18 protein-coding genes and 1 tRNA gene are annotated in these 22,004 nt (G+C 35.9%); all 19 read right to left on the reverse strand.

Going from position 1 to position 22,004, the window contains the following annotated elements; all coding sequences use genetic code 11:
- Nucleotides 1-258 precede the first annotated feature (258 nt).
- The 19 genes from CVV21_11435 to CVV21_11525 all read right to left on the reverse strand — a co-directional run bounded on the left by CVV21_11435 (nucleotide 259) and on the right by CVV21_11525 (nucleotide 21,994).
- Complete coding sequence (locus CVV21_11435; GenBank protein ID PKL90758.1) at nucleotides 259-1,032, reverse strand: hypothetical protein; 774 nt, start codon at nucleotides 1,030-1,032, stop codon at nucleotides 259-261.
- Between the two features lie 639 nt (nucleotides 1,033-1,671).
- Complete coding sequence (locus tag CVV21_11440; protein ID PKL90759.1) at nucleotides 1,672-2,280, reverse strand: hypothetical protein; 609 nt, start codon at nucleotides 2,278-2,280, stop codon at nucleotides 1,672-1,674.
- An 88-nt stretch (nucleotides 2,281-2,368) separates the two neighbouring features.
- Nucleotides 2,369-2,842 (reverse strand): hypothetical protein, encoded by a 474-nt coding sequence (locus CVV21_11445; GenBank protein PKL90760.1) that lies wholly within the window; start codon nucleotides 2,840-2,842, stop codon nucleotides 2,369-2,371.
- A gap of 181 nt (nucleotides 2,843-3,023) precedes the next feature.
- A complete protein-coding gene (locus tag CVV21_11450) occupies nucleotides 3,024-3,890 on the reverse strand; it encodes a hypothetical protein (GenBank protein PKL90761.1) in 867 nt (288 codons plus the stop codon).
- Between the two features lie 24 nt (nucleotides 3,891-3,914).
- Nucleotides 3,915-4,364: a hypothetical protein gene (locus tag CVV21_11455; protein ID PKL90762.1), complete on the reverse strand. Its 450-nt coding sequence runs from the start codon at nucleotides 4,362-4,364 to the stop codon at nucleotides 3,915-3,917.
- A 44-nt stretch (nucleotides 4,365-4,408) separates the two neighbouring features.
- Nucleotides 4,409-4,957, reverse strand: coding sequence for a hypothetical protein (locus CVV21_11460; protein PKL90763.1), 549 nt, complete (start codon nucleotides 4,955-4,957; stop codon nucleotides 4,409-4,411).
- Nucleotides 4,958-4,992: 35 nt separating this feature from the next.
- A complete protein-coding gene (locus CVV21_11465; protein PKL90764.1) occupies nucleotides 4,993-8,001 on the reverse strand; it encodes a restriction endonuclease subunit R in 3,009 nt (1,002 codons plus the stop codon).
- A gap of 69 nt (nucleotides 8,002-8,070) precedes the next feature.
- Nucleotides 8,071-9,714, reverse strand: a complete 1,644-nt coding sequence (locus CVV21_11470) for a hypothetical protein (protein PKL90765.1) — start codon at nucleotides 9,712-9,714, stop codon at nucleotides 8,071-8,073.
- A 33-nt stretch (nucleotides 9,715-9,747) separates the two neighbouring features.
- Nucleotides 9,748-10,227, reverse strand: a complete 480-nt coding sequence (locus CVV21_11475) for a hypothetical protein (protein ID PKL90766.1) — start codon at nucleotides 10,225-10,227, stop codon at nucleotides 9,748-9,750.
- A gap of 1 nt (nucleotide 10,228) precedes the next feature.
- Complete coding sequence (locus CVV21_11480; GenBank protein PKL90767.1) at nucleotides 10,229-11,353, reverse strand: hypothetical protein; 1,125 nt, start codon at nucleotides 11,351-11,353, stop codon at nucleotides 10,229-10,231.
- A gap of 1 nt (nucleotide 11,354) precedes the next feature.
- Nucleotides 11,355-12,641, reverse strand: a complete 1,287-nt coding sequence (locus tag CVV21_11485) for a hypothetical protein (GenBank protein PKL90768.1) — start codon at nucleotides 12,639-12,641, stop codon at nucleotides 11,355-11,357.
- On the reverse strand, nucleotides 12,638-14,251 hold the full coding sequence (locus CVV21_11490; GenBank protein PKL90769.1) for a hypothetical protein: 1,614 nt from the start codon (nucleotides 14,249-14,251) through the stop codon (nucleotides 12,638-12,640). The genes CVV21_11485 and CVV21_11490 overlap by 4 nt, the downstream gene beginning before the upstream one ends.
- The gene (locus tag CVV21_11495; protein ID PKL90770.1) at nucleotides 14,251-16,248 is read right to left on the reverse strand and encodes a restriction endonuclease subunit M; all 1,998 of its coding nucleotides are present in this window, start codon (nucleotides 16,246-16,248) and stop codon (nucleotides 14,251-14,253) included. Before CVV21_11495 ends, CVV21_11490 begins: the two co-directional genes overlap by 1 nt.
- 11 nt (nucleotides 16,249-16,259) lie before the next feature.
- Nucleotides 16,260-16,853 carry a hypothetical protein gene (locus CVV21_11500; GenBank protein ID PKL90771.1) on the reverse strand — a complete coding sequence of 198 codons (594 nt, stop codon included), beginning with the start codon at nucleotides 16,851-16,853 and terminating at the stop codon, nucleotides 16,260-16,262.
- Nucleotide 16,854: 1 nt separating this feature from the next.
- Complete coding sequence (locus CVV21_11505) at nucleotides 16,855-17,568, reverse strand: hypothetical protein (protein PKL90772.1); 714 nt, start codon at nucleotides 17,566-17,568, stop codon at nucleotides 16,855-16,857.
- A 585-nt stretch (nucleotides 17,569-18,153) separates the two neighbouring features.
- Entirely contained in the window at nucleotides 18,154-18,987 is an 834-nt protein-coding gene (locus tag CVV21_11510) for a hypothetical protein (protein ID PKL90773.1), read from the reverse strand.
- A gap of 284 nt (nucleotides 18,988-19,271) precedes the next feature.
- Nucleotides 19,272-20,384: a cytoplasmic protein gene (locus CVV21_11515; protein ID PKL90774.1), complete on the reverse strand. Its 1,113-nt coding sequence runs from the start codon at nucleotides 20,382-20,384 to the stop codon at nucleotides 19,272-19,274.
- 802 nt (nucleotides 20,385-21,186) lie between these two features.
- Nucleotides 21,187-21,261: transfer RNA gene (locus CVV21_11520), tRNA-Gln, on the reverse strand.
- Nucleotides 21,262-21,703: 442 nt separating this feature from the next.
- Complete coding sequence (locus CVV21_11525; GenBank protein ID PKL90775.1) at nucleotides 21,704-21,994, reverse strand: septation protein SpoVG; 291 nt, start codon at nucleotides 21,992-21,994, stop codon at nucleotides 21,704-21,706.
- Nucleotides 21,995-22,004 lie beyond the last annotated feature (10 nt).

Here is a 22,004-nt window from a genome sequence, read left to right on the forward strand (position 1 = left end):
CTTTTTAAGGTCCGGCACCAATTATTTCTTTTCCGATTATCGATTTTCGATTCCCGATTTTCACACTAAAATTGCAAAGCAATTTTAGTGCCCGGGGACATAGAGGATTTTTACGAGCTACAAAGTAGACCCAACCCCGGACGCACATATTATAAACCAGAACAGATTAAATCTTCAATCTTAAAATCTATATTTTAGTGTTTTTTCTATTAAAGCCTTAAGGCAAAGCACGGTGTCGGATTAATAAAGTTTCTCAACTCAAGGCCCGTCCCTTTTTACTTTTTCTTTTTTAAACCTCTTTCTCTCTATTTTCTGACACTTTGTAATATCATTAACCAATAGATAATCGAGCGGTGTATTTGAATTTATTTCCGCAACAATTAGGATTTCTTTATTGAACATCTTCCTATAAAAATTCATAACTTCACTATTTTCGCTATTTTTTGTATTTGTATATACAAATATTTCATAATTAGGAAATCTAAAACAACAATAAAGTTTACCCAAAAATTTACCAGGGAAAATTCCAGTCAAATAATCTAAATTCGTTTTGGTATTTTTTCGATAAATTATTGTTAAAAATAAGTCTTCATTATCTGGAATTTCTTTTTTTAGTATTCTCAATGCAATTTTTTCATATTTACCTAGCGAAAACGGAGAAGAACTTACAGAAACACGCCAGACAAGAGATATAAAAAATCTCCGCAATTCATGAAAACTGAATTGATGTTCTTTTAAAGTATATACAGTACTTAAATCTTTTTTTAAGGGTTCTTGCTCTGGCAATACACGAAATAATATTTTATTCGCATATCTATCCAATTTACCAATTTCGTTATCACATTCAGCACACATTATCTGTTCTTTAAAACCATTTTGGAAATTTGGGTTTCTATCAATTTTATTTTCAGAAGGTTTAATAACTGCCACGTTACCTAATTTTTGTAACTGATAAAAACACTTAGGAATAATATGAGAATCAATCATCTCTTTTTTTTCACCACAAAATTTACAGATACTCATTTGTGACATATAACCTACCTGCCTATTCATATACTTAATATTTCCTTCCTTTTAAAGATACTATTATCAATTCACAAACTACAAATTCAGACTGTGTATCTATAAGTTTTTAAAATCATAATTTTTTTATTATCGTTTCTATTTAACTCCAAAGATAATTAGTATAAGTGAGTCCTAATACCTTCACTTATTACTTTTATCGGTTTGTAAATATCGATCTTCTTTAGCCCTCTCAATAATCCGCCTAAGTTCTTTACTACTGGCTATTTTACCTTTAATACGATGAGCCATACTATAGCAGTTCGAACAAAGAGGTTCTAGATCCAAAAAGAAATCCCAACACCGTGCCTTGACTAAAGACATTATACAAAAATCTGCCATATTTTAAGGCACTTTCTTTAAAACCATGTAAATAATGAATTTTATCTGCTATCTTAATCCCCTGCTGTCTTTTAAAACAGTATCATTTCCCAACAATTACGAATTCCGTTATATTTTATTAGTGTTTATTCTATCAAAGTCATGAGTCAAGGCACAGTGTCTGGTTACTATGAGTCAAGGCACGGTGTGGGTTACTTTAAAAAGTGTTAAAATATGTCCGAAAATCTTCAGCCATTATAAACTCCGGATTTGAACAGAGAATAACACTTAGCTGAAGAGCCAGAACACCCAAGCCAAAGGTTTTGTTATAGTGTTGATAAGTTTGCCATTGCTGTAAATCAGGCAGTAACTAAACTTACCATTTACATCATACGCAAATGCCAGCCCATGGTTTACCCCGTTTTTGCAGTTAAATTTATATTTTATTTTTCCGGTTTCGGGGTAAAACTCTTTCTGCAGCCCTGCATTAATACCATTTTTATAATTTGAAATACTGAAAAGCCTGCCCTGCTCGTCGTAAATCCTTGCCTTGCCGTTCATAACATTCATTCTTATAGTGTAATTTGCGTGTTGTTTCCCATTCTTATGATAAATTACCACATCTCCATGCGGCAGGCCGTCCTTAAATTTAAGATCGGCGTTTTTTACGCCGTTCTTATAATACATAGCTACAGGCCCGTTTATTTCTTCACCTTCGCTTGATACAATCTTATTATGGAATATCGTGTCAGTGGACATCACCTGTACAGCTATTTTTTCACCGTCTCTGAAGAACGTATTTGTATTTCCTTCGCTTTCAAGAACTATCTCCGCACACAGCAATGCAGGTACCATTACGGCGATTAACGCAGACAGCATTAGTAATGTTTTTTTCATCTCAACCCCTTAATAAAGCTATATTTTACCGACTTTAACCGGCACAACAACAAATAGAGTAAGAACCTAATTTATAAACCGATGTTATTTATTCCTCTGCCGTCTCTGCCTTTCTTTCCTTTGTGCCGTGTATGATTTCTGTCCCAGGAACAGGATTATTATTCAGGTAATCAACCGCATTAAATACCACATTCACGGTATTTTTTGGTTTCTTATTGTACATTTTTACCCGCGAAGTGGCATTGCAGGGTCTGCAGTATTTGTCTTTTGTCGGGTCTGTCATCCGAACCGCGCCCCACACCCCCGGATCTAACATTTCAAAATACCCGTATCCGTTTTCGTAAGCCACTTCCGCAGCTCTGTAAGTGATATAAGGCCCAATTTCACTCATGTACATGTTGCCGCCGTGCATTCCAACCCGCCATTCGTCTTCCCCTGTCTTCATGTCCCCGTACCCGCTGCCAAAAATATTTCCCTCATGATAAGTCATGGGTGTGACACATCCGCTGAAAAAAAATGTTACAAAAAACAATACCACCGGCACTGCTTTCAATCCGCTCATTTTTCACCCCTTTATTATATTAAATTTAAAAATCCCCTCCGCAATTCCATTTCTTTTTTCCTGAACCCATTAATCCCTAAAGATTATCAAATCACGAATCAATCTCTATCACCGATAACTTCCTTATCCTTCAACTTTCAAGGTCTGTCACGGTAATTTTTATTATTATATCACTAACCCCTTACCCGTTTACACTTTCCTTTATCAACTTTTTTGCCCAGGTTTTAATTTCATTATTCGGTTCTATAACAAATTCCTGGCCGCGGGCGGACTGAAAATAACCCTTTTTCCAACTGTCTTTAGTGTGGCAGCTTATAGGGGTATTTCTGTTAAAACAATGCGGCAGCTGCCATTTGGAACGTGATAAAGACGGCTTTGTAAGTAAATGCAGCTTTTCATCATATTTAAAATATCCCCACCCTTTTAAATTCTTATCCCACGACAGTTTTTCCCTTGCGATATAAATAACATTTTTAGACCTGTTGCCATCCGGTTCTTTTACGTGCGGATGTTCTGCCGCAAAAGCAGGTATTTTATCACGCTGTGTCTTTACATCTATTACCATCCCAACTTCCATATAACCATAAATCACGTGAAGACCGTCGCCGGTATATCTTAATTTTCCGTATTTATCAGCTTCTGTCTTTCTAAAATACCCAAAAAACAGGAATATATCGCCTTCATCCGGCGTTTTACCATCACCCTGCCATACACCCTGATTTTCAAGATGTGTCTGCGCTGTACTCTGCCCAAACACCCCGCGCCATCCCGCCTTGCGTTGTAACGCTTCACCATAAATATCAGGATCCAAATGGCAGTTCTTCCCGCCGTTATATTTTGGGATCAGTTCTTTAATAAGGGTGTAATAATTTTCATGCCTGTTTTTTAAGAGTTTAATAACGTCTTTTGGCAGCTTGATATCAGAAAATTTATTCAGGGCTCTGTCCTGCGGTATAGGAAAAAACAACAAAGTCCCATCCGGCAGTATCGGGCTTGGCCCCATGCCAAACGATGAATCAAAACCTTTGCGGCTTAGAATAATCTTCAAAACCCACCCCTACAATTTATTAACCTACCCTTTTGGTGACCGTTTCATGTCATTAAACTCCGGAAGCTTTCCGAATTTCTTTACATATTCAGCAAAACAGATATATTCATATTCTGCCACTTTTCCCTTAATAAGTAAATCTTCCGGCAGAATAGAACTTGAATCACATTCAAACGGCCTTATGGCAACATAAAGCCGCTTTATTAAATTGTCATATTTGGGATATTTTTTCCTGAACCGTCTTGCCCCGCCATGTCCGTCTTTGCCAGATATGGTGTTGTCAAACTGCTTTAGCCTGCTTCTTAGCCCGCCCTTAGAATTTGTCATCCCAAAATAAGCAATTTCAGGTGTGTATTTGAAAGACATACTTTCAATTTTATCATCGCTGACAACTATTGCATAAACACCCGGATAATTTATCCCAGTAAGCGTCTTTCTATCACTCCACTTCACCCACTTCGACCAATTATCCAATCCACCCTCCAAAAATAAACCCTTAACTTAAAGTATACAAGCTATTAGTGAGGTCTGACACCTTCACTTCCTTCAATTAATGTCAGGTTTTCATTTTCATCACAGATCCATATTTCTATAGAATGTCGGTCACCATTACCTTTAGCAGGTGTCTTAAATTCTTTAGATAAGTCTATAACCCTTAAAGAATACTTAAAATTGGTCTTTTTATATATATTCGAGTCTCCGATGAGTTTGTAAACATCGTTTGCAAAATCAGCATCCTCTTCATGAAAATAACGAATAGTGTTCATCCATCTTTTGTCATAGGGTTGCTTGTTTTTTTGCAATATAACAGAATAAACGTTATTCTTTCTTAGTAGCCGCTGAATATTTTTAGAAATCTTTTCAAACTCGTCTTGATAGTAGAATATTCTTACAACAAATTCTTCCTGCACAGAATATTTAACAGACATTAACCGCAAAGGTAAATTTCCTTTTAACGCCATACAAAAAGTAATAATTGCCAATATCGATGCAATTATTGTCAACACATTAGCAGTAAACACAATAAATATTTCATGCTTCTTTAACCAAACTTTTAACTTATCCAAAACTCACCTCACATTCAAAAATTAACCCTGAAATATCACAGAGCAGAATCATCTGTCTCTGCTTTATTAAATCTCTCATACACACGTCTCAACATATAAGCTTTAAGCACTTCCGCAAACTGCTTATCATCCATAATTTTGTTAAAAATATCCTGGTTCTGGTCCATGCGTTCAATGACTTTATTCATAAATATGTCCTCAAATCCGAATTTAAAGTTTTCTATAGGGTTATTTTTTGCCTGAATTCCAAGCTTATCATCCTGCATCATTTCTTCTTCTATCGAATCAAAGAAGAGCTTATCAGCTTCAGTAAGGTCAGTGCCAAACCTGTCATTTAGTATCTTTATAATTTCGGACAGCCTTGCCATTTCTTCCTTGTCTTCCTTTGTACCTGCGCCGGAAATAGGTTTAAGTTTGCTGTCGCTGTCTTTTTGCAGGACAATATTACCTTCACCTATCTTCTTTAACCTGTAATATTCAAGCGCAACTTCGTCATTTAGCCTATATCTGTCGTTTGCGTTCTTTTTTGGAAGTTTACGCAGCAGAAACCGTGAATAAGCGTAATATTTTTCAAGTACTATATCTGAAAAAGGCATAATCTGGGCAAGAAAAGCATACAACCTTACAAACACACCCAGTGTATTGGCATAATCTTCCCTGTCTTCTTCTTTTTCTATTTTTTTAAACCTCTCCACCGCGCTATCTATAAGGGAATTAAGCTTTGCGTGTTCTGTTTTATTTGGGGACTGTTTTTTGGCAAAAAATACCGTACAGAAACCTTCTATTTCTTCATCCCGCGTAACAAGGAAAGTATCCAGCTTTACCTTAAGGTCATATAACTTATTTGGGTCAGTAACTTCTTCAAGCTGTGTCTGTTCATAATACGGCTGGAACGCGTTTAATATATCATCGCGCTCATTTACAAAATCCAATACAAAAGTATCGTCTTTGCCAGGACAGGTTCTGTTTAACCTGCTTAAAGTCTGCACAGCACGAACGCCGTCAAGTCTTTTATCTACATACATTGTATGCAAAAGTGGCTGGTCAAAACCTGTCTGATATTTTTCCGCAACAAGAAGTATCTGATACTCAGAACCATTAAACTTTGCAGGAAGTTCTTTTTCACCAAATCCGTTCATTTTAGATTCAGTGTACTCCGGCGGTACGCCGTCAAGAAGAACAGTACCGGAGAATGCTACAAGCGCTTTAATATCTGTGTAGCCTTTTTCTTTTATATAGTTGTCAAAGGCCTGTTTATACCTTACAACATGCTCACGTGATGCCGTAACAACCATAGCTTTTGCCTTGCCACCAATTAAACCCATCACTTTTTGCCTGAAGTGTTCCACTATTACTTCTGTCTTCTGCGCAAGATTATAGACATGCAAAGACGTAAACCGCGCAATTGCAATCGCCGCTTTTTTCTTATTTACTGTAGGGTCTTCTTCAGCTTTTTTTGTAATCCTGTAGAAAGTTTTATACGTAGTGTAATTTTTTAAAACATCATGTATAAACCCTTCTTCTATTGCCTGCCGCATGGAATACAGGTGAAAAGGCTGCGGCTTGCCTTCTATATCTTTTTTGCCAAACACTTCAAGAGTTTTAGGTTTAGGGGTTGCGGTGAACGCAAAGAAGCTCATATTCTTTTGAGGACCTCTCCTTAGCATTGATTCACGGACACAATCCTGCGAATCTTCCTCTATGTCATCAAACTCATCCGGTTTATCTTCAGCGGCTTTTAATTCTGAAGTTACATCAGACAGAACATCTTTCATTTTCTTAGCCGATTCCCCGCCCTGAGAGCTGTGAGCTTCATCAACGATAACAGCATAGTTTCTTTTTTGCATGTCTTTTACTTTATCAAGTACAAACGGGAATTTTTGAAGCGTTGTTATAATAATATTTGTTCCTGTTTTAAGGGCTTCTGCAAGCTGGGTGGAATTTTCATCTATTTTTTGTACCACCCCTGCCTTGTGTTCAAACTGATAAATTGTATTTTGCAGCTGCTGGTCCAGAACCAGCCTGTCTGTTATTACAATAATACTGTCATAAACCCGTTTTTCTGTTTTATCATGAATACCCGCAAGCCGGTAAGCAAGCCAGGCTATTGAATTGCTTTTACCGCTGCCCGCCGAATGCTGTATAAGGTAATTATTGCCCGCACCGTTTATGATTACATCAGAAGTAATAGACCGTACAACATCAAGCTGATGATACCTCGGAAATATCATGCTTTCTTTCTTATACTTTTTACCGTCAGTTTCTATCTCTTTTACTTCCAGATGAAGAAACTGCCCAATAATTTCCATAAGGCTGTCTTTTGTAAGAACTTCTTCCCATAAATAACTTGTCCGATGCCCATTTGGGTTAGGCGGGTTCCCCGCGCCTTTATCATAACCCTTATTAAAAGGCAGGTATTTAGTCTTACTGCCCTGAAGGCGGGTAGTCATTGCCACTTCATCAGTATCAACGGCAAAATGCACAAGGGTGCGTTTTTTAAACTGAAATATTGGTTCCTGCTCATCCCTGTCATATTTATACTGACTCTTCGCGTTATTTACATTCTGCCCCGTAAACTGGTTCTTAAGCTCCATAGTGACTATAGGAAGCCCGTTTAAGAACAGTACCATATCAAGCGAACTTTCATCTTTAAGGCTAAAATGCACCTGACGTGTGACTGACAGGATGTTTTTATTGTAAAGTAAGATGGTATCCGGGTTTAACCCGCTTACCGGTTTAAAATAAGCAAGCATAAATTTCTGCCCAAAATCAGTAATCCCATTCCTTAAACAATCCAAAATTCCCCTTGTGTCAATTTCCTGATTAAGGCGGTATAAGAACTTCTTTTCTATATCCGCGCCATGAATCTTGCCAAGCTCCGCCCATTCTTTGGGTTGGGTTGATTTTATAAATGTAAACAATTCCCCTGTCGCCATAGCAATATTCCGGTCAAAATCCACAGGATTGCCCTTTACATACCCACCAGTAGTAAGCAGTGATTGCTCTATAGATTCTTCAAAACCTTGCTCATTTGTTTTTGACATTTATTATTCACCCTTGTTTTATTCAATTCAAATCAAATATTTCCTTACTAAACATATTATAAATATTTTCTATAGCGTTATCTTTAATTTTTTTGAAAACAAAAAAGGTAACAAACACAACAACATAAACATTAACGTCACTACCGTAATAAATGGTTCTACTAAAGCTAATTTTATTTTTGGTAAAGGCCATTTAAAATAATCCCACAATGGGATTGTTATTGTTTGCGCAATACCCGGGGCTGCCAATACTCCTAAAACAACAGTTAAAATACGATCCCTTTTCGCGGTATCCTTACTCTCTTTCCATTCAATATGTGATGATTGAATGGCTGTTAAATCATTAAGATAATGTTGAAGATTTTCTACTCCATATTCCTTCCATCCTTTTTTTAACATTTCCCGTATTTCACCATAATGACCCATATTATTCATCTTATACTTGAATTGCGATAGATCCTTTTTCATTAAAAAAATTATATTAGGATCATTTTGTTTTAGTATTCTATCAATAATTGCTTTGTACAACATATACCCGAATTCTAAAGTTTCAGCCAAGACTTGTTTATCATAAATTAAATGACCATTATTTACATCTACTAACTCTTGTTCAGTAGAAATTCCCTTTTTTGACCAAATAGTCAGCGTTACAACAGAAGTAATAAAAACATTATAATCATCAAAATACCGTAAATCTTCTGTAACAAATATCTTGTCGTCATTCTTCATATTTGTATTCTGCCCCTGCGCTAAAATTTTGATAAAATCATTTTTGTTTTGTTTAAAATTGTCCTTAGCATTCACATTTTGATTTGAATGCTTTATTATATAAATATTAGGTCTTCCTTGCCAGAAATCACCCTGCTTGTTTTGCTTTTCCGAATAGTTCCAAATAATATGTTTTTCCTTCGCGTTAATAAATAATCCAATAAGTCTAAAAACTGTTTGTACTAATCCAGATAACGTTTCTTTCTCTACCGATTTCGTTAGTGCGGCAAATTTAAATTTAAAATCACCAACATTTTCTTCAGTTATTCTCTTTTCAAATTCTTTTCTATGAAAAACATATTGTGGATTTTTCAAAACTTTTTTTATATAAATAAAGTTATTAATTCGCGATAACTTACCTGCGACGGGAGCCCAAATTCCAAAACCAGGCGGGCATTTCGCCTCATCAAAAAATAATTTAGATAAATTCTGTCCATATTCAATAAAATCATCAATTTCTATTTTACTTGGGGTCCCAATAATTCTAAAACTTACAATTAAAATCCCATTTGAATAAAGTGTAATTACAGGGTAACAATTAACCTCAAAACCGGTCTCTTTATTTAAAAGCTTACATAACCCCGTAAAAACCCGTAAATTAGGCTCCATTAAATTGATGTCATCACCAAATATTCGATTACTTTCAAATTTCATTTTTGTAGATATTAATAAGCATTCTTCAATGAATGCATCATAATCAGCAGGTTTACCATCTTTCGTATTAAATTGTACTTTGTTGTAATTTACAGATTCTGACGATTGAAATTCTATTGCTCCTTGTCTTATATTTTCCTTGCCCAACCAATAGAAACTGCCATCTGAATGTACTGCAAGTTCAGCAATTCCATTTTTTAAAAGTTGTTTTGCAACTTTGTACAAATCTGGAATTTCATTACTAAAATATGTTGTATATGTATGCCACACTTCCCAATCTTTAATTTTCATATATACTATCCTTTCAGTATTTTTGTTTGAAAATTAATTTATGATATTGTCAAGAAGTACAACTGCATCTATTGAAACAAAATAGTACCTATATACATCAGGGAAAGATGGTCTTGGGTTCCCTCCATGAGCAAACTCGCATCTCAAATCATACAGAGACTTTAACGAACTATTTGCCTGCGCTCGTAACCCATTTTTAAAACTGTTTTTCCATCCAGCATCAAAATGATTTATCAGTTTTAAAATATTTTCTTTCTGAGGATTTACAGCTCTTTCTAACAAATTGTTAGAAAAGTATTCTTTAATTTGTATACTTGTATTAGCAGCACAAATATTTTCATATATTAAATTCTTTATAGCCCATTCAATTGTTCCACAACCTCTTATAAGGGTATAATTTGTCAGATATGGAATTATACTATCCAACGGTGATAATTTTATAATTCTTTTTTTTATTGAAAATAATTCTTTTGAACAATCTTTTATTTGTCGTTCAACGTTCTTGTTTTTCATTTTAAGCCCGCAATGCATCTAAACAAAATTTAATTCTGCCATGAATGTTTTCAAGGTTTGTTGTTCTAGAAGAAATATAGCTTACATAGTCTTGATTCATTAATAATTGCTGTCTCTTTTCTTCAAGATTACCTTTCGGCAAATAATGACTATTTTCATCAAGAAGCAAAGATACTGCTATACTTAAGGAATCAAAAATTGTTGGATGAAATTTATTTATTACTTTACCTGCATCAAATACTGAAATATTTTTAAATGCAGATAAACCAATTTTATCGTATATAAAGTCTATCGTAGTTAAAAATTCTTTTCGTCGCGCCTCTATAGTTTCCGGCAAATTTGATTCTTTTTTTCCCATAAAAGTATTCAAGTAATTTTTCAGTGATATTTGTCCTGTTTTCTTTTCCGTCTTAAATATTTCTTTCAACGCAAAAAACCTTAAAATAAATTCCATATCTCTCATTCTGTTGTCCTGGTCTATGGAACCAAATAAAGCCCTCCACTTTTCACATTTATTTAACTCAAACAAAAGCGTATTAAATGGACCTTGATATACACAATTTCTTATTTCCTGAGACATTAGTGTTTTTCCACTTGTATTAATTCGTTCAAAAATCTGATACAAACTTGTATTGTCGTCTTTTGGACTATTTTGTTCAAAATATATTGCATGAATTGTTGTACTTTTTATTTTCCTTTGAGATTTATCATCAAGTTCTTTAAATGATTTATTTCTCCATCTTTTATTTATTTTCTCACTATTTGATAACTTAAAAACAGACTTATCTTTGTTAAAAATACCTTCTACGAAATCGTGTACTGTCATTATTCTTTGATAGCCATCGATTATCAATTTCGTTTCATCTTTTGTTGAAGCAAGAAAAATACTTGGAACAGGAAGTCCTAATAACAAAGAATCTATAAATCTGCTTGCCTCAATTTTATCCCAAACATAATTTCTTTGCAGCTCTGGCTTCAATAATTCCTCTTCTTTATACATTGTTATTAATTCTCTAAAAGATAAATCTGCACCCCACGATTTTATTTCAAAAAGATCGTCATTAGTATAAAAATCTTCTTTGTCATCAACAATTTCCTGAATACTTTCTGATAAGTCTTTTTCCATATTAGTCTCCTATTTTAATTTTTCCAGTTACAACTTCCGATATTAAAGCCATTCGATATTCATTCAATAATTTAATCCCCTTCTCTTCAATTTCAATGGCAATGTTACTCTTTTCTGTGAAATTGTATAAATATTTGGCGATTTTAATCTGTTCACTGATAGGAGGTTTAGTAATCCATAAATTTTCTAATACATTCATCCCAATATTTGGCTGTGTTCCAAACGACCAAAACAATTGTACTTGTTTCTGAAAATAATCTGATAACATAAAGAAAAACATAAATTGCCAGAAACTTACACCTAACTTTTGCCTAACAATTGCTAAAGGCGACCAAATGTTGAATTCTTCATCTGTTTCTACAATACCAATTTTTCCCGTTGTAGAACCTGATTTAACAAACAGTATATCATTTCTTTGTGGTTTTGATTTTTCACAAAACCTTCTATGCTCGTCAATAGTGATATTTCCTCTGCGTGATTCAAAATTAATTTTTTCATTGTATATGCCTTCGGCAGAAATAAACGGAACCCCATTATCAACGAAATCAGGTGTTTCATGTGGTCCATCAGTTATTCTAATTCCTACAATTGTTTTTAATCTAACTCTATCCCAATGTTCCGGAACATCACCTATCCACTCCACCCCGCTATCCTTCATCTTAACATCAGGATTCAATCCTTTTGTAACAGCTTCATTAATAACCACCGAGCGCTGTTCTTTTAAAAGTTCTATCATGCTTTGTTTTTTTACTATTAAATCATCCACTTGTGCTATTTTATTATCAAGAAAGTCAGCACGAGCTTTTTGCTCTTCTTTAGGTGGATATGGTAAATACATATTACTAATCTGTTCCACAGATACTGCAGTATATGTAGATCCTGTTGCAATCTTGTTTAATGGTTCGGATAAACATAATGATTGATAATATATTAACTTTTTATTTGTTGTTTTAGGTCTTACGGCACATAACCCTCTACCAATTCCATACTTTCTATCTGCAATATTAACAGCACCTACTGGCGCCCTTACTGAAATCAATATATCATCTGTATCTACAATCTTATTTGCAACTTCACACCACACGCTTGGTATTGGTGATAATTGACTAAAATCCGCATTGCCTTGCAAAAACGGAATACCTATCCCGGTTTTATTGCAATCTTCAGATTCCGGAGATTGACCCATAATTACGTCATCTGAATATTTAAGTCTTTTAACTGCCCAGTGTTCTGGTATTTCCCCTATCCACTCTATCCCGCTACTTTTATATTTTAGATGTTGTTTCATTTCTTACCCTTAGATATTTTCTTTACCTTTAAAGGTTTTTTCTTTTCTTTCACATCATCAATTATGTTTATTTTTTTCCACTTCACCTTAATATCTGATGACCCTAAGTCATTCAGAACTGTATCTAACGATACCCTACTGAAAAAAGGTATAACTTGTGAAAGTTTAGTAAATTTCGAGTTGCTTATAATAGCATACACAACAGTAAGTTCACTTTTATTAATCGGATCTGTATAAGTAAAACCTGTAATTATTTTTTTAACTTCTTTTCTAAAACTATCATCCGAAGATACAAACAACTTAACCGAATTTAAACCTTGAGAAAAAAGATGGCTCAACGTACTTGAGCCATGAAATCTTTTCACATGTATAAAATCTATATTGTTATGAACCACATCACAAAACTCTATGGAACTTTTGCTTCCGCCATATCGTATTAATTTTTTATCTGCTAAAATACAATTAGAAATATTTGACAAAGCCTCATTATATTCCGCTTCATCTTCATGATTGTAATCAGGGAAAACTATTCCACTGTATTCTTCAACCTTATCAATTCTATCGTTTGTTTTCTTAATATAATCTTTATCTATTTCATACCAGTCCCCCTCAACCAGCATATAGTCTTTGCTTTCATATTTTGCTTCGAAATTGATGCAGTCTAATATCTTCCAAGTAGCTAAAATCACCGTTTCTGTATCATCAACACATTTTAAAGTTTTATTTTTTAATACATCAATTTTAATATCTTCTTTTTGTAATCCATTAACCTGCATAAATTCAGAAATATTTATATCGTCATAAACATTTACATTATTTCCATATTGATACCCCCTGAAGTTCTCCCAATTAATTAAAGCCGGAGGCGCCATAAATATTTTTTCGAAAGAATCTGTATTGTTGTTTATATAATTAATTAGTTCTTCGTTTAGGCTTTCTATGAGTTTTTTTGGTCTGACAAATTGAATGTGGTCAATCCATGAAAAATGTTCCTTATAGTCATCTTTATCATGAGTTTCTAATATTATTTCACATAATTCCTTTAATTTTTCTAAATTAAAATCCACTGTTATATGAAGTGCTAAAGAACCTGTAATATAATCTCCAAAAATATCTGAATTCTGTGATTTCCCGGATACACCATCTAAAATATCTCTATCTGTGTGAATCTCAAGTTCGTCCACAGATCCCAGCCTGACCGATTGTATCGATGCTCTTCTGCTACGTGCATCTATGTTTTTTATATCAGCTTTCCGTATCTTGTCATATTCAATTACATTCAATGCCGTCTTTAATCCAAAACGATCTTCAAATAACTCATCATTAATCATATACCTGCCATAACCAAAAGTAATTACAAATAGCCTTTTTTTCACCTCAACAACCAAAACCCCCGACGCAGTCATTGTTTTGCCAGTTAAATTGCCTTCAACACTTTCTTTTAACAATTTAATCCACTTAACCGGTTTTGAATCTTGTGGTTTATAATAAAATTTCATATACTTGTATTTCGGTAGTGAGAATTCTTCAACAGATTCAATTTCTTTAATAATATCTTTATGGTTTTTAACTGCTTCTTTAATTAAATATATGTTTAATCCTGTTTTCATTATTCCAGCACCTTTTCCAACAATCCTTTGGTTTCGTTTTCCAATGCTAAAATATCCTTCTTAATTTCTTCAAGGCTTCTAAGTGGTTTGTACTTGTAAAATTCCTTATTAAAATTTATTTCGTACCCCACTTTGTCCTTTTCCCTATCCATCCATGCATCAGGGACATGCGGCAGAACTTCCCTTTTAAAATAGTCTTCTATATTATTCGTAAGCGGGATGTTCTCGTTATCACGCAGGTCTGAATCTGATTCCGGTTTGCCTTCCGCGGTTAAGCATATATCCGCTGTTTCATCCTTTTCAGATAAAGCTGACAAAACCGCCTTATAAACCGGGGCTTTAAGTTTTATGTCTTTTTTGGCAAACGCCGCTTCCAGTTCTTTTAAAAATTCATCTCTGTTCTTATATACTTTCTTTATGTCAAATGCCTTTAACGCATTTAATATACCGTCCTGCATTTTTGTACCTTCTTCAATTTCTTTTATGGCTTCCTTGCCTTTCTTTTTGGATGTTGCAAGATTTTTAAACGCGGATTCTTCTTTTAATTTTTCTATTCTTTCTTTTGTCACTGTAAAGTTAAGTCTTAGCGGGCGTTCTACTGTTACCCTTGTATAACCAAAATATTCATTCTTAAAAATCTTACAATTCTCGCCTTCTTTGTAATCGCCATATATCCTTGTAATTTCTTCAATCTGTTCCTTGCTTATTTCATGCCTTTTATTTCCCATTGATTTACGCATATTAACAAAGAAATTTACCGCGTTAATAAGCTGAATTGTGCCTTTTCTTTTTTTATCCTTATGATTGGTTACAATCCAAATATACGTGGAAATACCGGTATTATAAAAAAGCTGGTCAGGCAGGGCTATTATTGCTTCAAGCATATCGCCTTCTATTATCCATTTGCGTATTTCGCTTTCCCCGCTGCCGGCACCGCCCGAAAATAATGGCGACCCATTAAATACTATACCTATCCTTGTTCCGTCAGGCTTCATTTTGGCTATCATATGCTGTAAAAATAAAAACGACCCGTCGCTTATTCTTGGAAGGCCCGCGCCAAAGCGGCCTTTAAATCCCATTGTTTCGCTCTCTTTTGTTATTTCATCCTGAACCTTTTTCCATTCCACCCCAAAAGGCGGATTACTTAGCATGTAATCAAATTTCTGGTCTGCAAGCCCGTCCATTGTAAAAGAATTACCAAGCTTAATATTATCAGGGTTCTGCCCTTTAATTAACATGTCAGAGTTACAAATAGCGTATGACTGGTCATTTATTTCCTGTCCAAATACTCTAAGGTCAGCATTCTTATTGTGTTCCCTTATATACTCTTCCGCAACTGACAGCATTCCGCCTGTTCCGCAGGCAGGGTCATAAAGGGTTTTTACAATACCGGGTTTTGTAAGCGCTTTGTCATCCGCTATAAACAGCACATCAACCATAAGCCTTATTACTTCCCTTGGCGTAAAGTGTTCTCCTGCTGTTTCGTTGGATGCGTCTGCAAACTTGCGGATTAGTTCTTCGAATATATAGCCCATATGCAGGTTGGATATTTTATCCGGATGAAGGTCTGTTTCCGCGAATCTCTTTACCAACATATATAAAAGATTTTTTTCGTCCAGTTTTTTTATCTGCTGTTCAAACTTAAAGTTCTGCAGAATATCCCGCGCGTTTGATGAAAACCCATTTATATAATTTCTTAGATTTGCCGCGATATGTCCCGGGTCTGCCACAATTTTCTGAAAATCATATTTGCTCTTATTAAAAAAAGTAAGTTTAGCTTTATTTTTTAATACCTTTTCTGCTGCTGCTTCGCTGAATTTTTTTGTATCGGTAACATAAGACAAAACTTTTTCTTTGGTGGGTTCCAGCACGCAGTCAAGGCGCCTTAGAACAGTCAATGGCAGTATAACTTCCCCGTATTCGTATGGTTTATACTCCCCGCGCAGAAGGTCTGCTATAGACCATATAAAATTAGCGCTTTCTTTAAAATTTGTCATTTAATTAAACCTCACTTCATCATATTAGAAAAATATCCATTTTTTAGTTCTATGTTTTTTTCATATTTCCTATTATATGTATCGTATAAAACTATCTTAATTCCATTTTCAAGAATGTATTTTTCATTGTTCAGAACACCTTCCAACCTTTTATCTTCAACACATATTACATCCGATATAATTACAATTTGACCCTGGGCAACCGACAAACCCACCTTAAAAATCTCTTCATAATTCACTCCAATCATAGTACCGCCCCACTCTTTTAGCATAAACACATACTTGCCCTGTCGTTTATCAACAGACTTCAGTAAGTAATCTGTATCCCTAAAAACCAATTTATTATCACTAAGCTTGCTTAAATATTCTATCCTTTTTATTGAATTGCTTTTTTCACTTACATTAGAAATACTATAATTAACAAAAAAATCAGTTTTCTTAATATTCATTGTTGCTTCACCTATGGGATCACTAATCAAATCGTTAACCCCTTGAGGTACATTATAAAGTTTCTCAAATGCGCGAACTTCAATCATTAATTTCGGCCTTTTTAATAGCCAACCAAAAAGTAGATTAATGATATTAGATACGAAAGTATCCAACATATTATTTCCTCAACTCATCAATCTTAACCCATTTCCCCGGTCTTTTTTCGTACTCCCAACAATCCCAACCATTGGTAGCATTATGCCTTATAGAATTACCTGCAAACGATGGCGAGGTATAAACCTTTCCGTTCAATTTAATATTCCCTTTTTTATCCACTCTTGCGTAATGCGTTTTGCCTTTATAAACCAATCTTATTTTGAATCCTTTTTGTCCTTTATGCAAATACTTAAGCATAGACGGTGTTCTGCTTTTACCAACCACTTCATCAGCTATTTCTTCACTGTCTGCGTGTATCCCTTTAAAAATATACTCCCTTTCTTTTCTTTGATAATCAGACATATCCTTTCTTAATTTTCTTTCAAGGTCAAGGGCTTTACTTAATTTGCCTGATTGAGAATTTCTTTTTGGCTCTGCAACCCTTAAAAGCAAAGATTCAAGTTCTTTTAAGTGTTCATTTGTAGCAGTCAGGTATATGCTAAAACGATCCCATTTTTCTGCGTGTTTGTCTTTTCTGTGGGTTTTAAGGCGGTTTATCATATTGGAAGCAAGGCCGACATAAACAAGCTTGTTATCTTTATATAACGAATAAATGCCGGGTTTGTCTTGTATGTAATTTTTTATGATATCACGATATTTATTGAAGATTTCTATAGATATGAATTCCAGATATTCACAAACAAGACGGTTATCTATGTCCCTTTTTTTTGCCACTGCTTCCTCCCCGTAAAATTCCCGTTATTATCAGTACAAGTAATTAATATTTCTTATTTTCCCATATTTGTAAGGATAAGGGAAATACTTTTTTATAAACCAGATGCTTGGAATGCTTGGATGGTTAGAGGGTTGGGAAAGTCAGCAGCTAGGCAGCTAAGCAGCTAAGCGGCTAGGCAAAACAACAACGCTGAGGGACGGAAGAAAACAAGCAAATACGCATTAGGCAGTTAAGCGGAAGCGGAGGGATATCGAGATTCGAAATTCGAGATTCGAAAATTTGATAATACCCACACCGGATATCGAGATTCGAGATTCGAAAATTTGATAACACCCACACCAATTTCATAGATAAAACTGAGGGGCGGAGGAAAATAAGCAGATAAGCGGAAGCGGAGGAACGCCAAAAAGCAGCCCATAAGCCATAAATAATACTGGATGCTTAGAAGTTTGGAGGCTTGGAATGATAGAAGCAGAAAAAACCAGACGCTTACAACTATATTTATAATACTTTAAACATATTAATTAGTAGTTTATTACCTCACTGCAGTTTTCATAGGCTTTAGTAAATCATAACATAAAAGTTTATTTGACTCTTTTTATCTGCGCCGGCGGCAGGAAATTTTCTCCTGTCACAACGCTTTTACCTGTCTTTTTTTCCAGTTCTTTCCTGGCCCTTTTAGCAATGCCGCCGCCTTTTTTTCCGGCTTTTTTGTTTTCTTTAAGCCCATTTGCCGTTACCGCTTCCGCTATGTTTCTTGTGGACAATTCCGCAAGCGCAGTGAATATAAGCTCTGCTTCTGTCATATGGTCGCGCAGGTTCTGCGTTTTTATACCCTTCAGATTCTTGTGTTGTTTTACACTGACACCGGTCCATTCTTTGTGAATAATATTGGTTAATATCGCGTATTCTTCTTCTTTTGTTATCTCATGATTTTTCCAATAGTCCGTCAGTTTATTTCTGGTTTCCTGCCCCATCATCCTCTGTTGTATCCATTTCTCGCTTCTGCCGTGTTTCTGCCAATTTTCCCTGGCTCTGTTTACAGACCTCTCCGGGTCTGCTATTTCCTGCATTCTTTCATACCCTACCTTCGCAAGCCAGAGCTTTATTGGCTCTGCCTTATGACTTGGTACGGACTGAATAAGCCTGAGTAATGTTTCAGGATCAGCGGCGTCAGTCATATAACTTTTACCGTCGGCTGCCATCATTTTCAGTCGGTTACATTTTGTAACCGACTGACTGCCTTCTTTTTTAAGCCTGTTTTTTAACACCTTCCAGTAGTTCCTTGCCGCCTGGAAATCCGGCTGCTGTATCAGCGCACGGATGATATCAACAACTGAAAAATACCAGACTTCGGCTTTTTCATCATACTGCCGCCTTATCTTAAAGTTTTCAAAAATCACAAGTGAATTTTTCATGAACAGATGCTCCTCTTATAATATATCCAGCTGAATTTATCTCCCAATTTTTTATTATACGTCATGAATAAAAATACGTCAAATTATTTGCCTATTTATCCCATATATAAAAGCGGATGTTTGGAGGCTTGGAGGCTTAGAAAATCAGAAGCAGATAAGCATTAGGCAGTTAAGCAGAAGCGGAAGAAAAGCCATAAAGCAGCCCATAGATTTCAACGGCAGCCCATAGCCCATAAAGAGAAATTAACCTATATCCCATAGATAAGAGCAGCGGTTCGCTTCAACTAACCTTTTGGCATTATCTGTTTTATGAACCTTTCCATTTCTTCCTTTTTCGGCAGTTCAAGTTTGTATTTGGAAACAAACAGTTTATTATCCATCCCCGCCAGCGCGTATGAAACCAGCGCGTGGTCTTTTTTTGTGCAAAGTAAAATCCCCACAGGCGGGTTATCGCCTTTTTCCATCATGTTCTTTTTATACCAGCTTACATAAGTATTTAACTGCCCCACGTTTTCATGGCTGAATTTTCCCAGTTTAAGTTCCACAAGCACGTGGCATTTAAGCACCCTGTGGTAAAACACAAGGTCAATAAAGCCGTTTTCTTCCCCTATAAGTATCCGCTTCTGCCTTGCTTCAAAACAAAACCCGTGGCCAAGTTCCAGCAGAAATTCCTGCAGTTTGTCTATAAGAGCGTCTTCCACCTGTGATTCTGCCATTGTCTCTTTTGCTTTAAGCCCAAGAAATTCAAACACATATGGATCCCTTATATTCAGCTTTATATCCTGTTTTTTCGCCTTTGCCTGCGTTATGGCGCTTAATTTCTTTTTATTTTTAGATAATCCGGAACGCTCATAATAAAGGCTGTTTATCTGCCGCTCTAATTCACGGACAGACCAGCTGCCACGGATGCATTCCACTTCATAAAACCTGCGCTTTGTGGCATCTTCTATCGCAATAAGTTCTGTTATATGGCTAAAAGACAGTTTTTCAACCAATTCCCATGTAATAATCGTATCATTGCCCGCTGTTTTTTGTTTAATTTGGGGGACAGTGACCCCCAAATCCGATGCTGACAATTGTAATTTTGGGGACACTGTCTGCCAAATCTGCGGATATATTTTATAAAACATCCTGTAACGCCGCAGTTCCCTTGGGTTAATACCCGGAACAGCATATTTAGCAAGTGATGCCGAAAGCTTATTATAAAATTCCTTTCCGTATCCTGCCCTGTCCAAACCTTTTAATTCATACTTTGCTATATAATATCCTATAAGCCAATTTCGCAGCGTAAGGCTAATATTAACAGCTTTACTTGCCTGTTCTGTCAGTTTATTATTTGTTTTCCGAATAGCTGCTATAAGCCCGTTAAACGTTGCTGTTTTATTAATCTTTTTCATCCCATCACCTTATCCTTGTGTTTGTAATATAACCCATCCGCGTATTCAAACCGTATAAGTAGTTGTAATTGTGCCGGAACAATTCTCTACGCACTGCAGAGAGCATTAAAAAAATATAAACTGCCACACATTACATAAATTTTGTGAAGAATACCCTTTCCCGATTTTCAATTATGACATAAATGAAAAGATTGGACAATAATTAAAACAGGAGGCTTGGAACGCTTGGATGGTTAGAGGGTTGGGAAATCAGAAGCTAGGCAGCTAGGCAGCTAAGCGGCTAGGCGGCTAGGCAAAACAACAACGCTGAGGGACGGAAGAAAACAAGCAAATACGCATTAGGCAGTTAAACAGAAGCGGAAAATTTGAAAGACAGTTGGTTCTGGTAGATGCGGGTCTTTAATATCGCATCTATATCAACCATCATGCGATATTATCCGCGGCAGTTGATTTTTCAAAGAAAAAACATATAAAGACAGGGGACGTGCTCCCGCGCGTCCCCTACAAGGGCAGGACATTAGACAACGCGGATATCAAAAATAAAAACAAGATCTCGCGGGCTAAAGACCCGCGTCTACCAGTGCCAGACCTTACTACTCAGATAGTAGATAGGTGAAAGGTGAACGAAAGTAGTTCGTCTTTTCTAATTTCTACTCTCTACTTTCTCAGCCAAACCTTACTACCCTGATAGTAGATAGGAGAAAGGTGAACGAAAGTAGTTCGTATTTTCTAATTTCTAATTTCTACTCTCTACTTTCTCAGCCAAAATAAAAAAGCCCCTTTTCAGGGGCTTTTTTATTTATGGCTGGGCGGGGTGGGCTCGAACCACCAAATGTACGGACCAAAACCGTGTGCCTTACCATTTGGCTACCGCCCAACTATGAGACCGTGTTACAAAAGCGAGGCGTAATATATTACGCCTCTACATTAAAAACATTTCAACTACACGCACCCTAAAGGGTGCGGCTACCAAGACCAAACCATATCAAACAAAAATACAAATAACAACTACCGCGGGCTGAAGACCCGCGTCTATCCCGCCTGCTTCCGCTCGTAAGCTCGCGTCATTGCCGGGATTTCCGCTTCGCAGGCTCGCTCCAACCAGAACTAACCGAGCCTTCGATTTTCAGTCCTTACTTCCGTCCCTCCGTGCATCCGTCCCTCTGCTTTACCAAGCATCCAAGCATCCAAGCGTCCAAACATCAAAAACATTATACAAAAGATTCACTCATTTTACACTCATAATAAAAATCAAAAAAACCCGCAGGCCTAAGCGCTGCGAGTTTTTTTATATGATAAATTACAACTTAAAAACAGACTTACTGGGCGCGGTCTTCAACACCCTGTGTTATGTTGCCGTACTTTTCCAGGACCATTGTCTCTATCTGCCCGCGGGTTTCGTTGTTCAGCGGATGGGCAATATCTTTAAACGTTCCGTCTGAAAGTTTCCTGCTTGGCATTACCACAAACAGCCCGTTCTTCCCGTCTATTACCTTTAATCCCCTTACCACAAATGCTTCGTCAAACGTGATGCTTGCGTACGCTTTCAACTTCTGGTCTTCCCCCTCTGCCGCTGCCCTTGGAAAAATCTTAACTTCTGTGATGTTCATGTTTCACACC

The sequence above is a fragment of the Candidatus Goldiibacteriota bacterium HGW-Goldbacteria-1 genome (assembly GCA_002839855.1).
Lineage (GTDB): Bacteria > Oederibacteriota > PGYV01 > PGYV01 > PGYV01 > PGYV01.